Annotated in this window: 14 protein-coding genes; 9 read left to right on the forward strand and 5 right to left on the reverse strand. The window is 62.8% G+C overall.

Going from position 1 to position 15575, the window contains the following annotated elements:
* Positions 1-8 precede the first annotated feature (8 nt).
* From H0I86_RS16555 to H0I86_RS16595, 9 genes are all read left to right on the forward strand, one after another.
* Positions 9-1001 (forward strand): WD40/YVTN/BNR-like repeat-containing protein, encoded by a 993-nt coding sequence (locus H0I86_RS16555; RefSeq protein WP_124308591.1) that lies wholly within the window; start codon positions 9-11, stop codon positions 999-1001.
* 432 nt (positions 1002-1433) lie between these two features.
* Positions 1434-2717 carry an acyl-CoA dehydrogenase family protein gene (locus H0I86_RS16560; RefSeq protein WP_096374250.1) on the forward strand — a complete coding sequence of 428 codons (1284 nt, stop codon included), beginning with the start codon at positions 1434-1436 and terminating at the stop codon, positions 2715-2717.
* 55 nt (positions 2718-2772) lie between these two features.
* A complete protein-coding gene (locus H0I86_RS16565; protein ID WP_009049048.1) occupies positions 2773-3906 on the forward strand; it encodes a saccharopine dehydrogenase family protein in 1134 nt (377 codons plus the stop codon).
* Between the two features lie 10 nt (positions 3907-3916).
* Complete coding sequence (locus H0I86_RS16570; protein WP_124326045.1) at positions 3917-5476, forward strand: AMP-binding protein; 1560 nt, start codon at positions 3917-3919, stop codon at positions 5474-5476.
* Positions 5477-5493: 17 nt separating this feature from the next.
* A complete protein-coding gene (locus H0I86_RS16575) occupies positions 5494-6732 on the forward strand; it encodes a thiolase family protein (protein WP_124299470.1) in 1239 nt (412 codons plus the stop codon).
* 11 nt (positions 6733-6743) lie between these two features.
* Positions 6744-8114 carry an NAD(P)/FAD-dependent oxidoreductase gene (locus H0I86_RS16580; RefSeq protein ID WP_028683986.1) on the forward strand — a complete coding sequence of 457 codons (1371 nt, stop codon included), beginning with the start codon at positions 6744-6746 and terminating at the stop codon, positions 8112-8114.
* Between the two features lie 226 nt (positions 8115-8340).
* Positions 8341-9837 carry a flavin monoamine oxidase family protein gene (locus tag H0I86_RS16585; RefSeq protein WP_180921309.1) on the forward strand — a complete coding sequence of 499 codons (1497 nt, stop codon included), beginning with the start codon at positions 8341-8343 and terminating at the stop codon, positions 9835-9837.
* Between the two features lie 9 nt (positions 9838-9846).
* Entirely contained in the window at positions 9847-10497 is a 651-nt protein-coding gene (locus H0I86_RS16590; protein WP_180921310.1) for a c-type cytochrome, read from the forward strand.
* A 43-nt stretch (positions 10498-10540) separates the two neighbouring features.
* Complete coding sequence (locus tag H0I86_RS16595) at positions 10541-11206, forward strand: hypothetical protein (protein ID WP_009049054.1); 666 nt, start codon at positions 10541-10543, stop codon at positions 11204-11206.
* A gap of 276 nt (positions 11207-11482) precedes the next feature.
* On the opposite strand, the gene H0I86_RS16600 is transcribed toward H0I86_RS16595, so the two are convergent.
* The 5 genes from H0I86_RS16600 to H0I86_RS16620 form a co-directional block, all read right to left on the reverse strand.
* Complete coding sequence (locus tag H0I86_RS16600; protein WP_101282488.1) at positions 11483-12154, reverse strand: c-type cytochrome; 672 nt, start codon at positions 12152-12154, stop codon at positions 11483-11485.
* Entirely contained in the window at positions 12154-13641 is a 1488-nt protein-coding gene (locus H0I86_RS16605; protein WP_124299469.1) for a flavin monoamine oxidase family protein, read from the reverse strand. The genes H0I86_RS16600 and H0I86_RS16605 overlap by 1 nt, the downstream gene beginning before the upstream one ends.
* A gap of 294 nt (positions 13642-13935) precedes the next feature.
* Positions 13936-14598, reverse strand: a complete 663-nt coding sequence (locus H0I86_RS16610) for a TetR/AcrR family transcriptional regulator (RefSeq protein ID WP_028683989.1) — start codon at positions 14596-14598, stop codon at positions 13936-13938.
* Between the two features lie 145 nt (positions 14599-14743).
* A complete protein-coding gene (locus H0I86_RS16615; RefSeq protein WP_009049058.1) occupies positions 14744-15043 on the reverse strand; it encodes an EthD family reductase in 300 nt (99 codons plus the stop codon).
* A gap of 103 nt (positions 15044-15146) precedes the next feature.
* Positions 15147-15563: a RidA family protein gene (locus H0I86_RS16620; protein ID WP_009049059.1), complete on the reverse strand. Its 417-nt coding sequence runs from the start codon at positions 15561-15563 to the stop codon at positions 15147-15149.
* Positions 15564-15575: the final 12 nt, after the last annotated feature.

Below are 15575 nucleotides of genomic sequence, written 5' to 3' on the forward strand. Positions count from 1 at the left end.
AGAGCACTATGCGAAACCTGATTTGCCTCATGGCGACCCTGTTCGCCAGCGCGCTACCGCTGGCCACAGTGCAAGCCGCACCGGTACAGCCAGTACCGGCGACCCGGACAGCCAACGCCACGGCGGCCACCATGCTGGGTGCCAGCTGGGCCCAGGAACGCCTGGTCGCCGTTGGCGACCATGGCACGGTGTTGCTGTCCGACGACAAGGGCCACAGCTTTCATCAGGCGGCGGCCGTGCCGCTGTCCACGCCCCTGACCGGTGTCTCGTTCATCGACGCCAGGCAGGGATGGGCGGTCGGCCACTGGGGCGCGATCCTCGCCAGCACCGACGGCGGTGACAGCTGGCAGCTGCAGCGGCTGTCCAGCGCCGAGGATCGGCCGTTGTTTGCCGTGCATTTCTTCAATCCCAGGCAGGGCGTCGCCGTGGGCCTGTGGTCGCAGGTGCTGACCACCGACGACGGCGGCCTCAACTGGAGTGAGCAGAAGCTGCAGGCACCGCCTGGAGCGAGTCGCGCCGATCTGAACCTGATGGGGCTTTTCGCCGACCACCAGGGGCGCCTGTACGCCACCGCCGAGCGCGGCCAGGTGCTGCGCTCCGATGACCAGGGCAAGCACTGGCGCTACCTGGATAGCGGTTATGCCGGCACCCTCTGGACGGGAGCGGTGCTGGCCGATGGGTCGCTGCTGGTCGGCGGCCAGCGGGGCACGCTGTTGCATGGCTCCGCGGACGGACTGAGCTGGAAACGCGTACCCCTGAAGAGCAAGAGCTCGGTAACCGGCATCGCGGTAGCGGGGCAGCAGGTCGTCGTGGTCGGCCTTGATGGGCTGATGGTGAGCAGCAGCGACGGCGGGCTGAACTTCCAGGAACAGCAGAGTGCCGAGGGTGTTTCGCTGACGGCTGCGCTGTTGAACGGCAACGGCTCGCCCATCCTGTTTTCGCGACGGGGTGTGGTGTCCATGCAAGGCCAGGAGGAGGGGACGATGCACCCGAGTGAGTGAGTCCGCGGTACCTGTTCCAGGTGGACCGGCGCGGCGCTTCAGGCGTCGAGCCAGGTCCTGATCTTCATCCTTTAAGGGGCCCGTGCAGTACTCCACTCCAAGCGTGGCCCCTTCTTTTTAAGCCTTGCCAGGTAGGGCTTTTCTGCCTGTGTCGACGAGGGCCCAGGCTCTTTTTCCGGTCTGCTTTCGTGGACATTTCGCGCTTGTAGATTGCCCGTTCATGCCCCCGCGATTAATTTACGTAACGCATGTTGCGTTAAATAAATCACCTTGTTAGAGTCGATCTCAAATAACAAGACGCAGGAGGTTGCACATGAAAGCTCTCATCACTGGATCGCGCTCGGGAGCACTTCCCGGCGGATCGCTCGGCTTCGATCGTCCCGGCGCGCGTCGCGCGGCGGCTCGCAACACGTTCTCGCTGGAGGTGCTCTGATGATCTCGCTCAAGCCCACCCTGACCTTGCCCGCTGCCGGGCTGTCCGGTTTCGAACCCCCGCTGAGCGAGGAAGAAGCTGCGATCCAGGCTTCCGTGCATCGTTTTGCCAAGGACGTCTTGCGGCCGCTGGGTCGCGAGCTCGATCGCATGAGTTCCGAGGAAGTCGTCGCCCCAGGCTCGCCTTACTATTCGTTGTTCGGCGAGTTCGCCAAGCTGGGGCTCGACCCGGCATTGCTGGCGGAGCTGCCGCCGGAGATGGCGGTGCGGATCGAGTCGCTGATCGGCGAAGAACTCGGCTGGGGCGATGCCGGCCTGGCGGTTTCTCTCGGCTGCGCCGGCTTTCCGCTGCAGATGGCCGTCGCCGCCGGTAATACCGAACTGATAGAGCTTTGCCAGGGGCGGATCGGCTGCTGGATGGCCACCCAGCCCGATCGCGGCAGTGACAACCAACTCTTCGATATAGCGCGCGACTGGCCCGCGGGGCAGCAGGCCAATATCGGCAACCTGACCGCCAAGGTGGTCGGCGACGAGATCATCATCAACGGCCAGAGTTCGGCCTGGGTCTCCAACGGTGCGGTGGCGCAGGTGGCTTTCGGCTTGATGTGCGCCGATTACGGGGATGGTTTCTACGACCGTGACGGCTTGCCCCATGGCATTGCCGTCATCATCCCGCTGGATCTCAAAGGCGTGTCCAAGGGTAAGCCGCTGGACAAGATCGGTCAGCGCTCTCTGCCCCAGGGCGAGATCTATTTCGACAGCGTACGGGTGCCCCGGCGCTACGCCATCGCCGAGCGCGATGCTTATTACGGTGCCGTCAGCTCCTCCTGGTCCTATGCCGGTACGCACATGAGCCAGGTGTTCACCGGCGTCGCCCGGGCGGCCTTCGAATATGCGCTGCAGTACTGCCACGAGCGCCGGCAGGGCGGGCGGATGTTGATCGACCACCAGATGACCCGCCTGCGCCTCGGCGAAATGCTGCGCCGGGTCGAAATCGCCCGCGCAGTCGCCCGGCGTTCGCTGAGCTTCGCGCGCCTGTCACCGCAGACCCACCCTTACGCCACTGCCTCCGCCAAAGTCACGGTGACCGAAGAAGCGATGGCCGTGGTCGAGGAAGCCTTCCGCCTGTTCGGCGGTAACGGCACCACCCGTGAATACCCGATCGAGAAATTGTTGCGCGACACACAGTCCGCGCTGATCGAGGACGGCGAGAACCGTGTCCTGACCATGCGCCTGGGGCTGCTGGCCCAGCAGCTCTACGCCGAAGGCTGGGCGAACAACTGATCCTGAAGGATCACCCGGCAACACTCATCCAATAACAACAATGAGGAACACTCCAATGGCTAAATATCCTGTCGTTGTCTATGGCGCCAGTGGTTACACCGGCATGTTGATGATGGACTGGTTGATCGACCAGAACATTCCGTTTACCGCGGTCGCACGTAACGCCAGCCGTGCCCAGGAAATGATGGCGCAACGTGTCGTCGGACTGGAGTCGGCCACTTACGAAATCCTCGAGTGCCCGCACGAAGTCCAGGCTCTGAGCGCCGTGTTCAAGGGCGCGCGCGTGGTCTGCAACACGGTCGGCCCATTCGTCAATTTCGGGTTGACGGCCGTCGAGGCGGCGTTGAATGCCGGCTGCCACTACCTGGATCCGGCCGGCGAGCAGCAGCATATCCTTGCCCTGCGCGATCAGTTCGGCGAAAAATTCCGTCAGGCCGGGCTGCTGCTTTCTCCCTCTCTTGCCTACATGTACACCTTCGCTGAAATTGCCGCCGAACTGGCGCTGGAAACCCCGGGGGTCGACTCCCTGGAAACCGCGACCCTGACCCGCGGGCCTCGTGGCCGTGGTGCCGGTGTCACCGTGGGATCGACCGCCACGATTTTCGAGGGCTGCCGCCATGACTCCTTTTACCTGTGGGAGAAAGAGCTGGTCATGTACGCCCCCAATGCCAGCTTCAATGTCGTTTCGCCCGACCTCATGGAGTCGGTGTTCTGCCTGCCCTGGGGCGGCACTTCGCTGCCCGTGTACTTCGAGCGCGACGCACGCGTTCGCAGCTGCATGTCCTGTGTCGGTTTCTACGACAACCCGGTGATGAAAGTCGTCCATGGACTGAACGAGAAGTGGGACGCTGAATACAAACACTTGCCCAAGGAACAACAGGACGCCGTCATCCAGAGCCTGGTGAGTTCGACAACGCCGAGCATGCCCCCTCGTGAACGCGGCACCTTGCAGCGCACCGTGGACTTCGCCATCGGCCGCGGTCAGTTGACGGCGGTGCGTGCCACCGTGCACGGCATCACCCCCTACATCGCCACCGGCGCCCTGCATGCCGCGGCAGTGACCAAGCTGCTGGACAACGACACCGCCAAGGTCGGTTTTGCCTCGGCCTCGAAGGCTTTCGGCCATCGCTACCTGCTGGGTTTCCTCGAGCAGCGTGGCCTGGCCCGCGCAACCATCACCCAACTCTGAAGTGACAGACATGGCGATTATTGATTTCTTCGACCGTGGCTGGCGGATCAATCCGCAGGGCGCGGCTTATATCCAGGACGATCGGGTGTTTACGTTCACCGAAGTCCGCGATCGGTCATGCCGTATCGCCAACGCCCTGTTGGCCGAGGGTTTGCCCAAGGGCACCAAGGGGGCGATCTGGTCAACCAACGATGTGGTGGGCTGGACCTGCACGCTGGGACTCTGGCGCGCCAACCTGTGCTGGATTCCCGTCGGCGCGCGCAACAGCGCCGAAGAGAACCGCTACGTGCTCGATGCGTTCGACTGTGAGGTGTTGTTCTTCCAGAAGGAGTTTGCCGCGGTCATCGACTCGCTGCGCGCGAGCCTGCCGAAGATCAGGTTGTGGATCTGCCTCGACGGCGACCTGCCTGGCGCGACTTCTCTTTCGGCCTGGAGCGATGCCCAGCCGAGCAGCGTGCCCCAGGTCGACTATGACATGGACGACGTGATGGCGATCTCGCCCACGGGGGGAACCACGGGGATGCCGAAGGGGGTGATGAACACCCATCGGAGCGTGCAGACGTTCTGTGCCCACTTCATGATCAACTTCCCTTATGAAGACGAGCATCGTCCCGTCAACCTGGCGGCGGCGCCGATGACCCATACCGCCGGCACGCTGTCCCTGCCGTGTTCCGCGCGGGGCGGCACCGTGGTGGTGATCACCAAGCCGGATCCGGCGCTGATGCTGGCGATGATTCCCAAGTACAAGGTCACCGAGACCTTCCTGCCGCCCACGGTCATCTATCGCCTGCTGGATGTGCCCGATCTGGCGCAGAAGGTCGATTTCAGCTCGCTGAAATACTTCCTCTACGGCGCGGCGCCGATGTCGGTGGAGAAGCTCAAGCAAGCGATCGAGACCTTCGGTCCGGTGATGGCGGGTGGCTACGGCCAGACCGAAGCGCCGGCATCGATTTCCAACCTGCCGCCGAGCGAGCACCTGTATGGCGGCCAGCTGGCGTCGGACGAGCGGCTGTCTTCGGTGGGGCGTCCCAATCCGCTGATCCGGGTCGAGATCATCGACGACGCGGGCAAGATCCTGGCCCAGGGCGAAACCGGCGAGATCTGCGTGCGCGGCGACCTGGTGATGAAGGGGTACTACAAGGCCCCGGAAAAGACCGCCGAAACCATCATCGATGGCTGGCTGCACACCGGCGATATCGGCCACCTCGACGCCAATGGCTACCTGCACATCACCGATCGCAAGAAGGACATGATCATCTCGGGTGGCTTCAACGTCTATCCGAGCGAGGTCGAGCAGGTGCTCTGGGCCCACCCGGCGGTGCAGGACTGCGCGGTGATCGGCGTGCCGGACGCAACCTGGGGCGAGAGCGTCAAGGCGGTGGTCGAGTTGAGTTCCGGCCAAAGCGTCAGTGCCGAAGAACTGATCAGCCTGTGCAAGGCCAGGCTTGGTTCGGTCAAGGCTCCCAAGAGCGTGGATTTCATCGATGCGCTGCCACGGAGTCCGGTCGGCAAGGTATTGAAGAAGGATCTGCGTGCCCATTACTGGCAAAGCGTCGATCGTCAGATCTGAAGTCGAGGAGTTATCTGATGGAACCCATTTATATTGCCGGCATCGCCATGACCCAGTTCGGGCGGCATCCGGAACGCAGCCTGCAGAACCTGGCCCTGGAAGCTCTGCAGGGCGCGCTGGCGGATGCCAACGCACAGCGTTCGGACATCGGCGCCGTTTTCTACGCCGGCATCACCAACGGCCCGTTGCAAGGCCAGTTTTCCATCCCGGGGCAGGTGGTATGCAGCAAGATCGGCATCGAAGGGGTGCCGGTCTATAACGTCGAGAACGCCTGCGCTTCTGGCAGTACCGCGGTGCACCTGGCGGTGCAGAGCCTGCGCGCCGGCGCCACCGACGTGGCGCTGGCGCTGGGCGTCGAAAAGATGAACGTACCGGACAAGCTCAAGGCCCTGTCACTGTTCGAGACGGGCTGGGACGTTTCCACCGCCGAGGAGAACTACGAGATCCTGGTGAAAATGGGAGAGGGCATCGTCCCCCCGGCCGGGTCGGAGTCCGATCGTCCATACAGCAAGTTCATGGCCATCTATGCGGCCATGTGCCGTTGGCACATGAAGACCTACGGCACCACCCAGCGGCAGATCGCAGCGGTGTGCGCCAAGAACCACCAGCATTCGGTACACAACCCTTATTCCCAGTTCCGCAAGACCTTCAGCATCGAGGAGGTGCTGGCCGCGCCGCCCATCACGTATCCGATCACCTTGCCGATGTGCGCGCCGCTGTCCGACGGCGCGGCGGCCGCCATCCTCTGCACGGAGGCGGGCCTCAAGCGCATCGGTGCCGATCCCAAGCGCTGCGTGCGGATCGCCGCCAGCGTGATCCGCAGCTTCACCCTGCGGGGCCTGAGCGAGCCGGAGAAGCATGTCAGCCTCCTTGCCGCCCGCCAGGCCTATGAGATCGCCGGCCTGGGGCCGCAGGACATGCACGTCGCCGAGGTGCATGACGCCTCGGCGATGGGCGAGATCATCCAGTCGGAAAACCTTGGACTGGCGCCCCTGGGGCAGGGTGGTGTGTGCGCCGAGCGCGGTGACTTCACCGTGGGCGGGCGGATCCCGATCAATCCCTCTGGCGGGCTGGAATCCAAGGGCCACCCACTGGGCGCCACGGGCATCGGCCAGTTGTATGAGCTGACTACCCAGTTGCGGGGCGAGGCGGGTGCGCGTCAGGTCGAGGGCGCGCGTCATGCAATCCAGGAAAACGGTGGCGGGCTTCTGGGTGTCGAGGAAGCTGCCGTCGCCATTCACATCTTGAGTCGATAGGAGAACAGTCCATGTCCACGACCCGTCGGGGCGATGAAATCAAGGCCACCTCTGGCCCGGGGCAGTTTCGCAGTCTCGGCGGGTGGATGGAGCGACCGGACGATCTGCAACCGGAACTGGAGGGTAATGTCAGCGCCGACGTCATCGTGGTCGGCGCCGGCTTCGCCGGCCTGTCCACCGCGCTGGAGCTTACCGCCCTTGGCGCCAGGGTGATCGTTCTCGAGCGAGAGTGCGCCGGTTTTGGCGCCAGTGGCCGTAATGCGGGTTATCTCGCCGGTAGCCTGGGGATCGAATTCGAGATGTTCCTCAAGCGCGTAGGTCATGAGAAGGCGAAGAAAGTCGTCGCCTTCTATGACGAGGGCGTTGCCTACGTGGAAAGAAGGCTGCGCGAACTCGGTATCGACTGCGACTACAACGCCTCCGGGATCATTCGGGCGGCGGTTCATCCCTCACAGGAAAAGAAGTTGCGCGAGAGCATGCAGATCGGTCTCGAGCTGGGCTCGTCCGCGTGCTTCCTCGACCAGGCCGAGATGCGCGCTCGTGGCATACCCCCGGCGTTTCTCTTTGGCTGCCTGCAGCGACACGGCGGTACGCTGGACCCCGGCAAGTACGTGATGGGACTGCGTCGCGCGGCGCTTCAGGCCGGTGTGAAGATTTATGAGAACACTGAGCTGCTGTCCTACAGCGAAGGCCCGATCATCCAGTGCAACACCGCGCGGGGCAGTGCCAGCGCCCCGCATCTGGTGCTCGCCACCAATGCCTATACACCGCAGCTTGGCCTGCTGCGCGACAAAGTGGTGCCGTTGCGGGTGTCGGCGATCGAGACCCAGCCGCTGTCCCCCGCGCAGCTGGCCTCGTTGGGCTGGCCAGGCCGCGAAGGTCTGGTGACGCCTCACTGGACCATGGAAAGTCATCGTCTGACCGCTCGCAATACGCTGGTTGTCACGACCAAGCGACTCAGCTATGTGTATGGATCCCAGACACCGAATGTGCCGGACAATGTTGCTTATCACGAACTGGCAACAGCACTCGAAGACCGCTTCCCGACCTTGCGCGGCCTGGGTATCCAGTCATGCTGGAGTGGCTACATCAGCCTTGCCTACGACGCACTGCCGGTAGTCGGTGAAACGGGAGAGCAGGGCAATATTCTCTACACCGCCGGGTGCTCCGGGCATGGCGTCGCCACCCAATCACTCATGGGCCACCTGCTGGCCGAGCGAATTGGCGGCATCGAGCATCCGTTGCTCGCGGCCCTGCGCCACAAGACCCCCTCGACGCTGCCCGAGCCGTTGCAGTGGTGCGCCGTCAACCTGGCGCTGGGCCTGGTGCACAGGATGGACGAGCACGTCAATCGCAAAGCACGCCGTGTTTCCAATCAGTAACTAACAGACTTGTCGATGTTCAAGATTCGACAGATGGCTGGACATATAACAACAACTTGATGCACTTGGCTGCGCACCCTGGTTTTTAAACTTGATGACTTCGCCCGTTGTGTTCTGGCGAACTGAAAGTTGCTGTCGGGTACAACGCCGCTGTCACTCTTCTATTGCCGAAATGACACTCATCAAAGAGTGATTACTTTAATAAAAAATACGTGAGGCACCCTGTATGAACAAGAAGCCCACCCCTGACACTCCGCTCGATTTAAGACGAAGGCAACTGCTCAAGTTTGCCGGCGCCTCGGCAGCGGTAGGAAGCCTCGGCCTGAAAGCGGGGCTGGCAAATGCCGCTGAAGGGCCAGGAAAAACAGACTCCGCCACTGACAGGGGAGATGTTCTGGACGTCGTCATCATCGGCGCCGGGCTGGCCGGCCTGACCGCCGCCCGCGACCTGCAACAGGCAGGTTGCCGCTCATTCGTGGTCCTCGAGGCCAGGGATCGGGTAGGGGGCCGAACCCTCAATCACGATCTGGGCTCGGGTTATGTGTCCGAAGCCGGCGGCCAGTGGATCGGGCCTGGACAGACCGCCGTGGCGGACCTTGCCCGCGAACTGGAGGTGGGTACCTTCCCCACCTATTACGAGGGCAGCACGGTCATTCTTGGCGGCGACGGGCGGGTCGAGATCGACCTGAAGGGCACCTTCGGCACCGATGAGACGCTCGCGGCGAAGCTCAGCGAACTGTCACGCGACGTGCCTTGCGGCGCGCCCTGGAAGTCTTCGAAGGTGGCCGAGCTGGACAAGCTTTCTGCAGGCGACTGGCTGTCCAGGCAGGCCATCAAGCCCGAGGACCGGGCTGGGTGGAATGCCAGCTTCCTCCTGACCTGCGGCGTGGCGCCGGCGAAGATGGGGTTCCTGCATTTCCTGTCGATGATCAACTCGGCCAACTGTGAGTACATGCAGCTCGACTCGATCAAGGACAGCGCCCAGGGCACCCGGCTTGTCGGTGGTTCGCAGATTCTCTGCATCAAGATGGCGCAGCAACTGGGTGACCGGCTGCGCTTGTCGTGCCCGGTCCGGCAGGTTTCCGACTGGGACCGCGAAGTCGTCCGGTTGCAAACGGATCAGGGGGAGATCCGTGCTCGCCGGGTGATCATGGCCATCCACCCCGCATTGTGCCATCAGCTCCGGTTCGATCCGCCGCTGCCCGAAGGGCGCGCGGCGCTGCAACGTGCCTGGCCCGCCCACTCCCCGGCGCGCAAGACGTCCATGGTCTATTCCCGTCCATTCTGGCGGGAAAAAGGCTTGAACGGGCATGTCATACAGGCGGGCGGCCCCGTCATCTGGGCCTACGACAACTCCCCGCCGGGGGGCGAAATCGGCGTGATCAATGCCTTCGTCACCAACGCCATGGTGTCCTCCGACCTGAAGGAAGCACAGCGCGTGCTGGCCCAGATTTACGCCAGAGCACTGGGCGACGAGGCGTTGAAGCCGGTGTCGTATCGCGAGCATGACTGGGGACAGGCCGCCCCCTGGACCCTCACCTGCGTTTCCCCCATTCCGCCTGGTTTCTGGAGTACCCATGGCGAGGCCCTGCGTCCTCCCTGCGGCAATCTCTTCTGGTCGGGTACGGAGACCGCCGATATCTGGGCGGGCTACATGGACGGGGCCGTGCGCTCGGGCCATCAGAGTGCCTTGCAGGTGCTCAATGCCCTGCGTCGGGCGTAGGAGGCGAAGATGAAAAGAAAGATTGTGCTGGGGATTATCGCAGTCGTTGCCGTCCTGCTGGGCCTGTATGGCCGGGATTTGCTCGACCTCTATCGTTTGCAGAACTACATCAGCGCCTCGACCGAGGCCTACGAGGCCGACGGAGGCCCATGGCCGCAACTGACCGACGTCTGTACCGGTTGCCATGGAACCAAAGGCAGCTCGCAACATCAGCGCTACCCCAGCCTCGCGGGGCAGCCGGCCCCATACCTGGCGGCGCAGTTGCACAACTTCGCCAGCGGGCAGCGGATCAACCCGAACATGGCGCCGCTGGCGATGACCCTGAGCCGGGAGGAGATCGACCGACTGGCCAACTACTACGCCAAACAGCCTTTGAGCCGCGACTCGTCCTTTCAGCCCGACCCGGGCCTGCGGGACAAGGGGCAGAAACTGGTCGCCGCAGGCGGCTGCGTGGCCTGCCATGGCGAGCGCCTGATGGGCCGCGAACAGTTCCCGCGTCTTGCCGGGCAAGGGTCCGACTACCTCCGGGTGCAGCTCGATGCCTTCGCCGACGGCCGGCGAAAGGACCTGACCGGGGCAATGGGGGCCATTGCCGCGACCTTGTCAGCAGACGAGCGCAAGGCCATTGCCAGCTATCTCACAAGTTTGTCTGCGCAATAAAACAACGAATCGAACATCAATAAAAACATTGAGAGTATGTGTCATGGAACTCAGGAATATTGTTATATGCGCCGCTTGTTTCATATTGGTTTCGGCGGGACTGGTTTATGGGCTCAAGCTCCTGCGCAAGCGTAACTATCTGCTTGGCCTGGAATGGCTGGTCGTTGCGTTCTCGGCGACCAATGCTTTGCTGTACTTTTCATTGGGATCGGAAACGGCTTATTTGTTTTCGTATTTCTGTGATGCGTTTTCCAGGGGCGTCGGAATTCCAGTCATTACCATCATTGGCTTCATGGCGGTCACCCATGATTACAAACCGTCGGTCTTCAAGGATGTCATGCTGTTCGCGGGCGGTATGCTGGTCACCCTTGCTCTTGTCCTCTCTGCCAATGCCCTGGGCGGGTTCCTGGCGTATTTCTACGTCGTCATGTGGACTGTCTTCTCCCTCTACCTCGTTTACCTGGTCCTGCGTCTGCTGAGTGCCGGGGAACACATCCTGGCGCTGGGCCTGTTCCTCGGCATGCTGGCGGCGCAGACGATTGCCTGCATCTACGATTTCTACAAGATCCCGGGGGACGAGACCAACGTGCTGTTCAACTTCTATGTGCTGGCGTTGCTTAGCTGGGCCTGTCTGTTGGTCCTGATGTACTACGCCTATGGCGCCCTGGAGCGCACCAAGGAATCGATGCCGCTCCTGCAGCCACGCTGACGAGTCGTTTTTTCAAGAACGGGCCTGATTGCGCCCCACGTGCCGCGGTGTGACAGACCCACCGCGGCACGTGGGGCGCGAGCATGTTGGATGTGAAGCTGGTCGCGTCTGTCCGCATGCAGCCACCTGAGCCTGACCTCGGGGCAACGTCGGACGCGGATATCCATGATGTTTTGTGCCCGCAGGAACGTCAGGGCAGGGCGGAGGTCGAGGAGGGAAGGCAGGGAGGAAGGCAAGGAGAGGTAAGCATCCTTGCCCACGCTCACCCACAGCGGACTACTTGGCGCCTGGTGTGGGTGCCAGGGTGCCCAGGTAGTGGGCCACTGCCTTGATGTCGTCTTCCGACAACGCACTGGCCAGGGCGTTCATGGCCTGGGTGGGGTCCTTGCGCTGGCCCTGTTTGAAGGCGGTGAGCTGATCCGTCAGGTAGAGCGGCCCCTGGCCGGCGATCCGCGGCGCCAACGGGCCGCCCGAGAGGTTTTCACCATGACAGGCGACGCAGCCAGTGGTGGCGACCTTGGCCTTTCCGCGTTGCTCGAGGGCCTGGTCGCTTGCCGGGGCCTCGGTCTGGCCGGCTGTCTGCCGGGAGAAATAATCCGCCAGGAACTTGATCTGCTCTTGCGTCAGATTCGCCGCAAGCGGGCTCATTTGCGCACTGTGCCGGCGCCCTTGCGCGAAGGCCTGCAACTGCGCCTCGATATAGGCTGCGGATTGTCCAGCCAGGGAGGCATATCGGGTGTTTGCCGGCTGGCCCCTCGCGCCATGGCACAGGGCGCAGGTGTCCTGAAGCTGCGGCCAGGCGCCGCCGTTGGCCAGGTACCTGGCATTGTGCTCGTCGAGGGTATTCATGAAGCGGTAGCCGGCCACCAGCTCCGGGCCGTAGATCGCACCAGCCCCAGCCAGCGCCGTGGCCACCACCACCGTGCCGATCACTATTGCTCGTTTCATCAGGCGCTCCTCCGGTCTTGGACCAGGGCCTGGAGCGCTTCCAGCGCGGCCCGGTGGCCGGCACGGACCGCGCCGTCCATCGAGCCGGCCCAGAGATCCGCGGTTTCAGTGCCGGACCAAATCAAGCGACCGGTCGCGGGGTTCAGATGCTCGCCCCATTGCGTCCAGAAACCGGGCGGCATTGGCGAGATACAGGTGAGGGTCCAGGGGTCGACCTTGCCCCAGTCCTGGTCGTGGAACTGGACAGGGTGCAAGGCTTCGTCCCCCAGGGCCTGGGCGTAGATCGCCGACAAGGTGCTCTGCGCGGCTTGCGGATCATGGGGCAGTTGCCCGGTCCTGACGAACCCGCTGAGGACCCCGAGGCTGCCATCCGGGGGCGAATTGTCATAGGCCAGGATCAGCGGCCCTTCGACCTGGATGATCTGGCCGTTCAGGCCCTTGTCTCTCCAGAAGGGGCGTTCATAGACATGCACGGTCTTGCGCATGGGCGCGTGGGCCGGCCAGAGTCGCTGCAGCTGTGCACGCCCGGCGGGGAGGGGCGGGTCGAAGGTGATCTGGTTGCACAGGGCCGGGTTGACTGCCGCAATGACCTGCCGGGCGCGGATGATACCGCGGTCCGTATGCAGTTCGACGACGTCGCGGTCCCAACCGACGATCTTGCGCACCGGGCAAGACAGCTTGAGCTTGTCCCCCAGGGCTTGCGCCATCTTGAGGCTGAGTACCTGGGAGCCGCCAACAAAACGTGTCTCCTGGGCGCCGCCCTTTATCCCCTCGAGTTTCTCCAGGCTGCAATCGGAAGAGTTGATCATCGACAGGTAGTGCAACAGTCCCATGCCGGCTGGGGTGGTGCCGAAGGTCAGGCTCACGGACATGTTGAATCCGATCTGGTCCTGGTTGCTGATGCCTTGCCTGACCAGCCACTCGCCAACCGAAAGTTTGTCGAGGGCGGCGGCATCCGCTGCCTTCCAGGGTGCTTTGCTGGGGACGCCCCTGGCCAGCTCGTTCAGCTTGCCGACCAGCTCGGTGTTGGAGTTCGGGCCGTCGGTCACGTCCTCTTCCACCTTGGTGTCATCCAGCAGATAGACGGTTTTGCCTTGGTAATAGGTGGGGAAGGTGCCGACCTCAAGCTGGCGTGCCAGGTCGGCGATGGCTGTTTGTCCTGGCCCGATCCACTGGCCGCCCGCTTCAGAGACCACGCCATGGCCGAGGTCATGGTTGTAGGTACGTCCGCCCACGCGATCGCGGGCCTCAAGCACGGCGAAAGACTCGCAGCCGGCGCTGAGCAGGTCCCGTGCCGAAGTCAGGCCCGCCAGGCCGCCACCGATGATCGCTACGTCCAATATGCCGTCGCGATTGTCTTGTAGCGCCTGCGCCGCGGCACGCGTGCTCAGCGCGAGCCCTCCAACCACTGCCGCGCTGCCAAGCGCTTGCAGCAGCAAGCGTCGCTGCGGTGATTGAAGGGGTGATTCATTGTCGGTCGAATGCATGTTTGTCCCTGCCAGATCTGAGTTTTATTTTTAAAAACAGGTGTTATGCAAAATAGCGCATAATCTGATCCGGGCAAAGGGGAAAATCGCCGCGAATCAGGGACAGGGCAGGGGGCGTCGAGCTATTGAAGCCTTGCCTGAGTAGGCGTGATGGAGCAAGGGGGGAGGAGAGGGCCGCAACGACCTGGATGGCAGCGCTATTTCGCGGCGCAAAGCATGCAAAAGGCCGGAAGCGTGCCGGCCTTGTGCTGGTTCTGAAGAAGCTCCGTTACCGATTCCGGCAACGCTACGGCCTCATTGCTTCCGGGGACTCTTGCCGTTCGATGGCGCCGCCGGTGAGATCAGGGTGATGACCGCATCGAGCAGGGCCTGGCTTCTGGCGGGGGTGAACCTTTCGGGCTCGATCGGCAACATCATCATCCAGCCGTCGCTCATGGCGCTGATCTGATCGGCGAGCAGATCCGCTTCGATGTCGCTGCGGATCTTGCCTTGTTTCTGTCCCTTCTCCAGCATCGACGTGAGTACCTGGCGGAACAGTGCGTAGCGTTGCTTGATGATGCTCGCGAACGCTGGTTCGTGCCTGGCATGGGCCAGCAATTGGAACCAGGCGAGCCAGCCATTTGGTTCATCGACGCGCATCCAGTTCAGCCATTGTTCGATGAGTGACTTGATGTCGACCTGTTCCTGGCTGCCTTCCAGCAAGGTGTCGATCTGGTCGAACAGGCTCTGGGCGACAGCCGTGACCATCTCTTCCTTGTTGGCGAAGTAGTAGGTCACCGCACCCGTGGTGCATCCGGCGTGCTGCGCCACTTTGCGCATCGAAGCGCCGGCGTAGCCTTCCTGGGCGATCACGGCGATCGCCGCTGTGAGCAACTCGGTTCTTTTCTCGTCGCGGTTGCCAACAGGGCGCCCGCGCCGTACGGCAGGCTTGGGTGGGGAGAGGTGAGAATCATGCATGGGAAATGGGCAACTTCGCTGGCTCGATTATCTGGAGCACCATCGGTTTGAAAATGGTGCCTTCTGGCTGTGGAGCAGCATAGGGAATTTGCTCGCAGAAAGCACATGGGAAAGCAGCGCAGCGGCCAGGGCTTGAGTCCGCCGACTATTCGTCATCCGCGCGGAAGATCGTCGGGGTGATATCGGTGAAGTTGGCGACATCGCCAATCACCCTGGCAGTCCCGGGCGAGGACAGCGCGGCATTGATATCGGCCTGCTCGCGAAAGCGCAGTATCACCATGGCCACCAGCGGCGTTGGCCCGGTTGCCGGAAACAGCACCTCTGCCGATTGCAGCCCGAACTCGCTCCAGGCGGCGCGCGCCAGTGGCAGGTGGGTTGCCAGATAGTAATCCCGGTCGAATCGCCCGCCTTTGGCAGCGGGATAACTCACGATCAGTGTTGCCATGTTGTAGTCCTTGTTCCTGTCAATAAGCATCCTCGAAAGGGCGCGAAGATACTTCGCAGCCCCTTGGAATCTTGAGGCGCCTGTATGCGTCGACGCCCTCGGATCAATCCCGGCCGCAGCCGATGACCGCCACCGCGCGTATTTCCACGCGCAATGCGGGAAGGGCCAGTTGCGTGACGCCAACCGCGCTCCAGGATGGGTAACGATCGGGGAAGTACTTGTCCTTGATCTGTCCGAACGTATGGATCTCGCCCTGCAGATCGATATGGAAGGTCATCAGCTCGACCACGTCGGCCAGGCTTGCACCCGCTTCCTCGAGAATGCCGCTCAAGGCCTGGAACGCCAGGTGCGTTTGTGCCTCGATGCCTTCGGCCGGAGTCATGGTCGCGTCGACGCCAACCTGGCCGGACACCCAGATCATGTTCCCCACGCGGGTCGCCTGGGAGAAGTGAAAATTGTCGTAAATGGCCTGGGTATGGCCAGGGTTGATGGACTGTCGACGCAAGTCTTGGGTGGTCATGGACGATCTCCT

Source organism: Pseudomonas chlororaphis subsp. aurantiaca (genome assembly GCF_013466605.1).
Classification (GTDB): Bacteria; Pseudomonadota; Gammaproteobacteria; order Pseudomonadales; family Pseudomonadaceae; genus Aquipseudomonas; species Aquipseudomonas chlororaphis_I.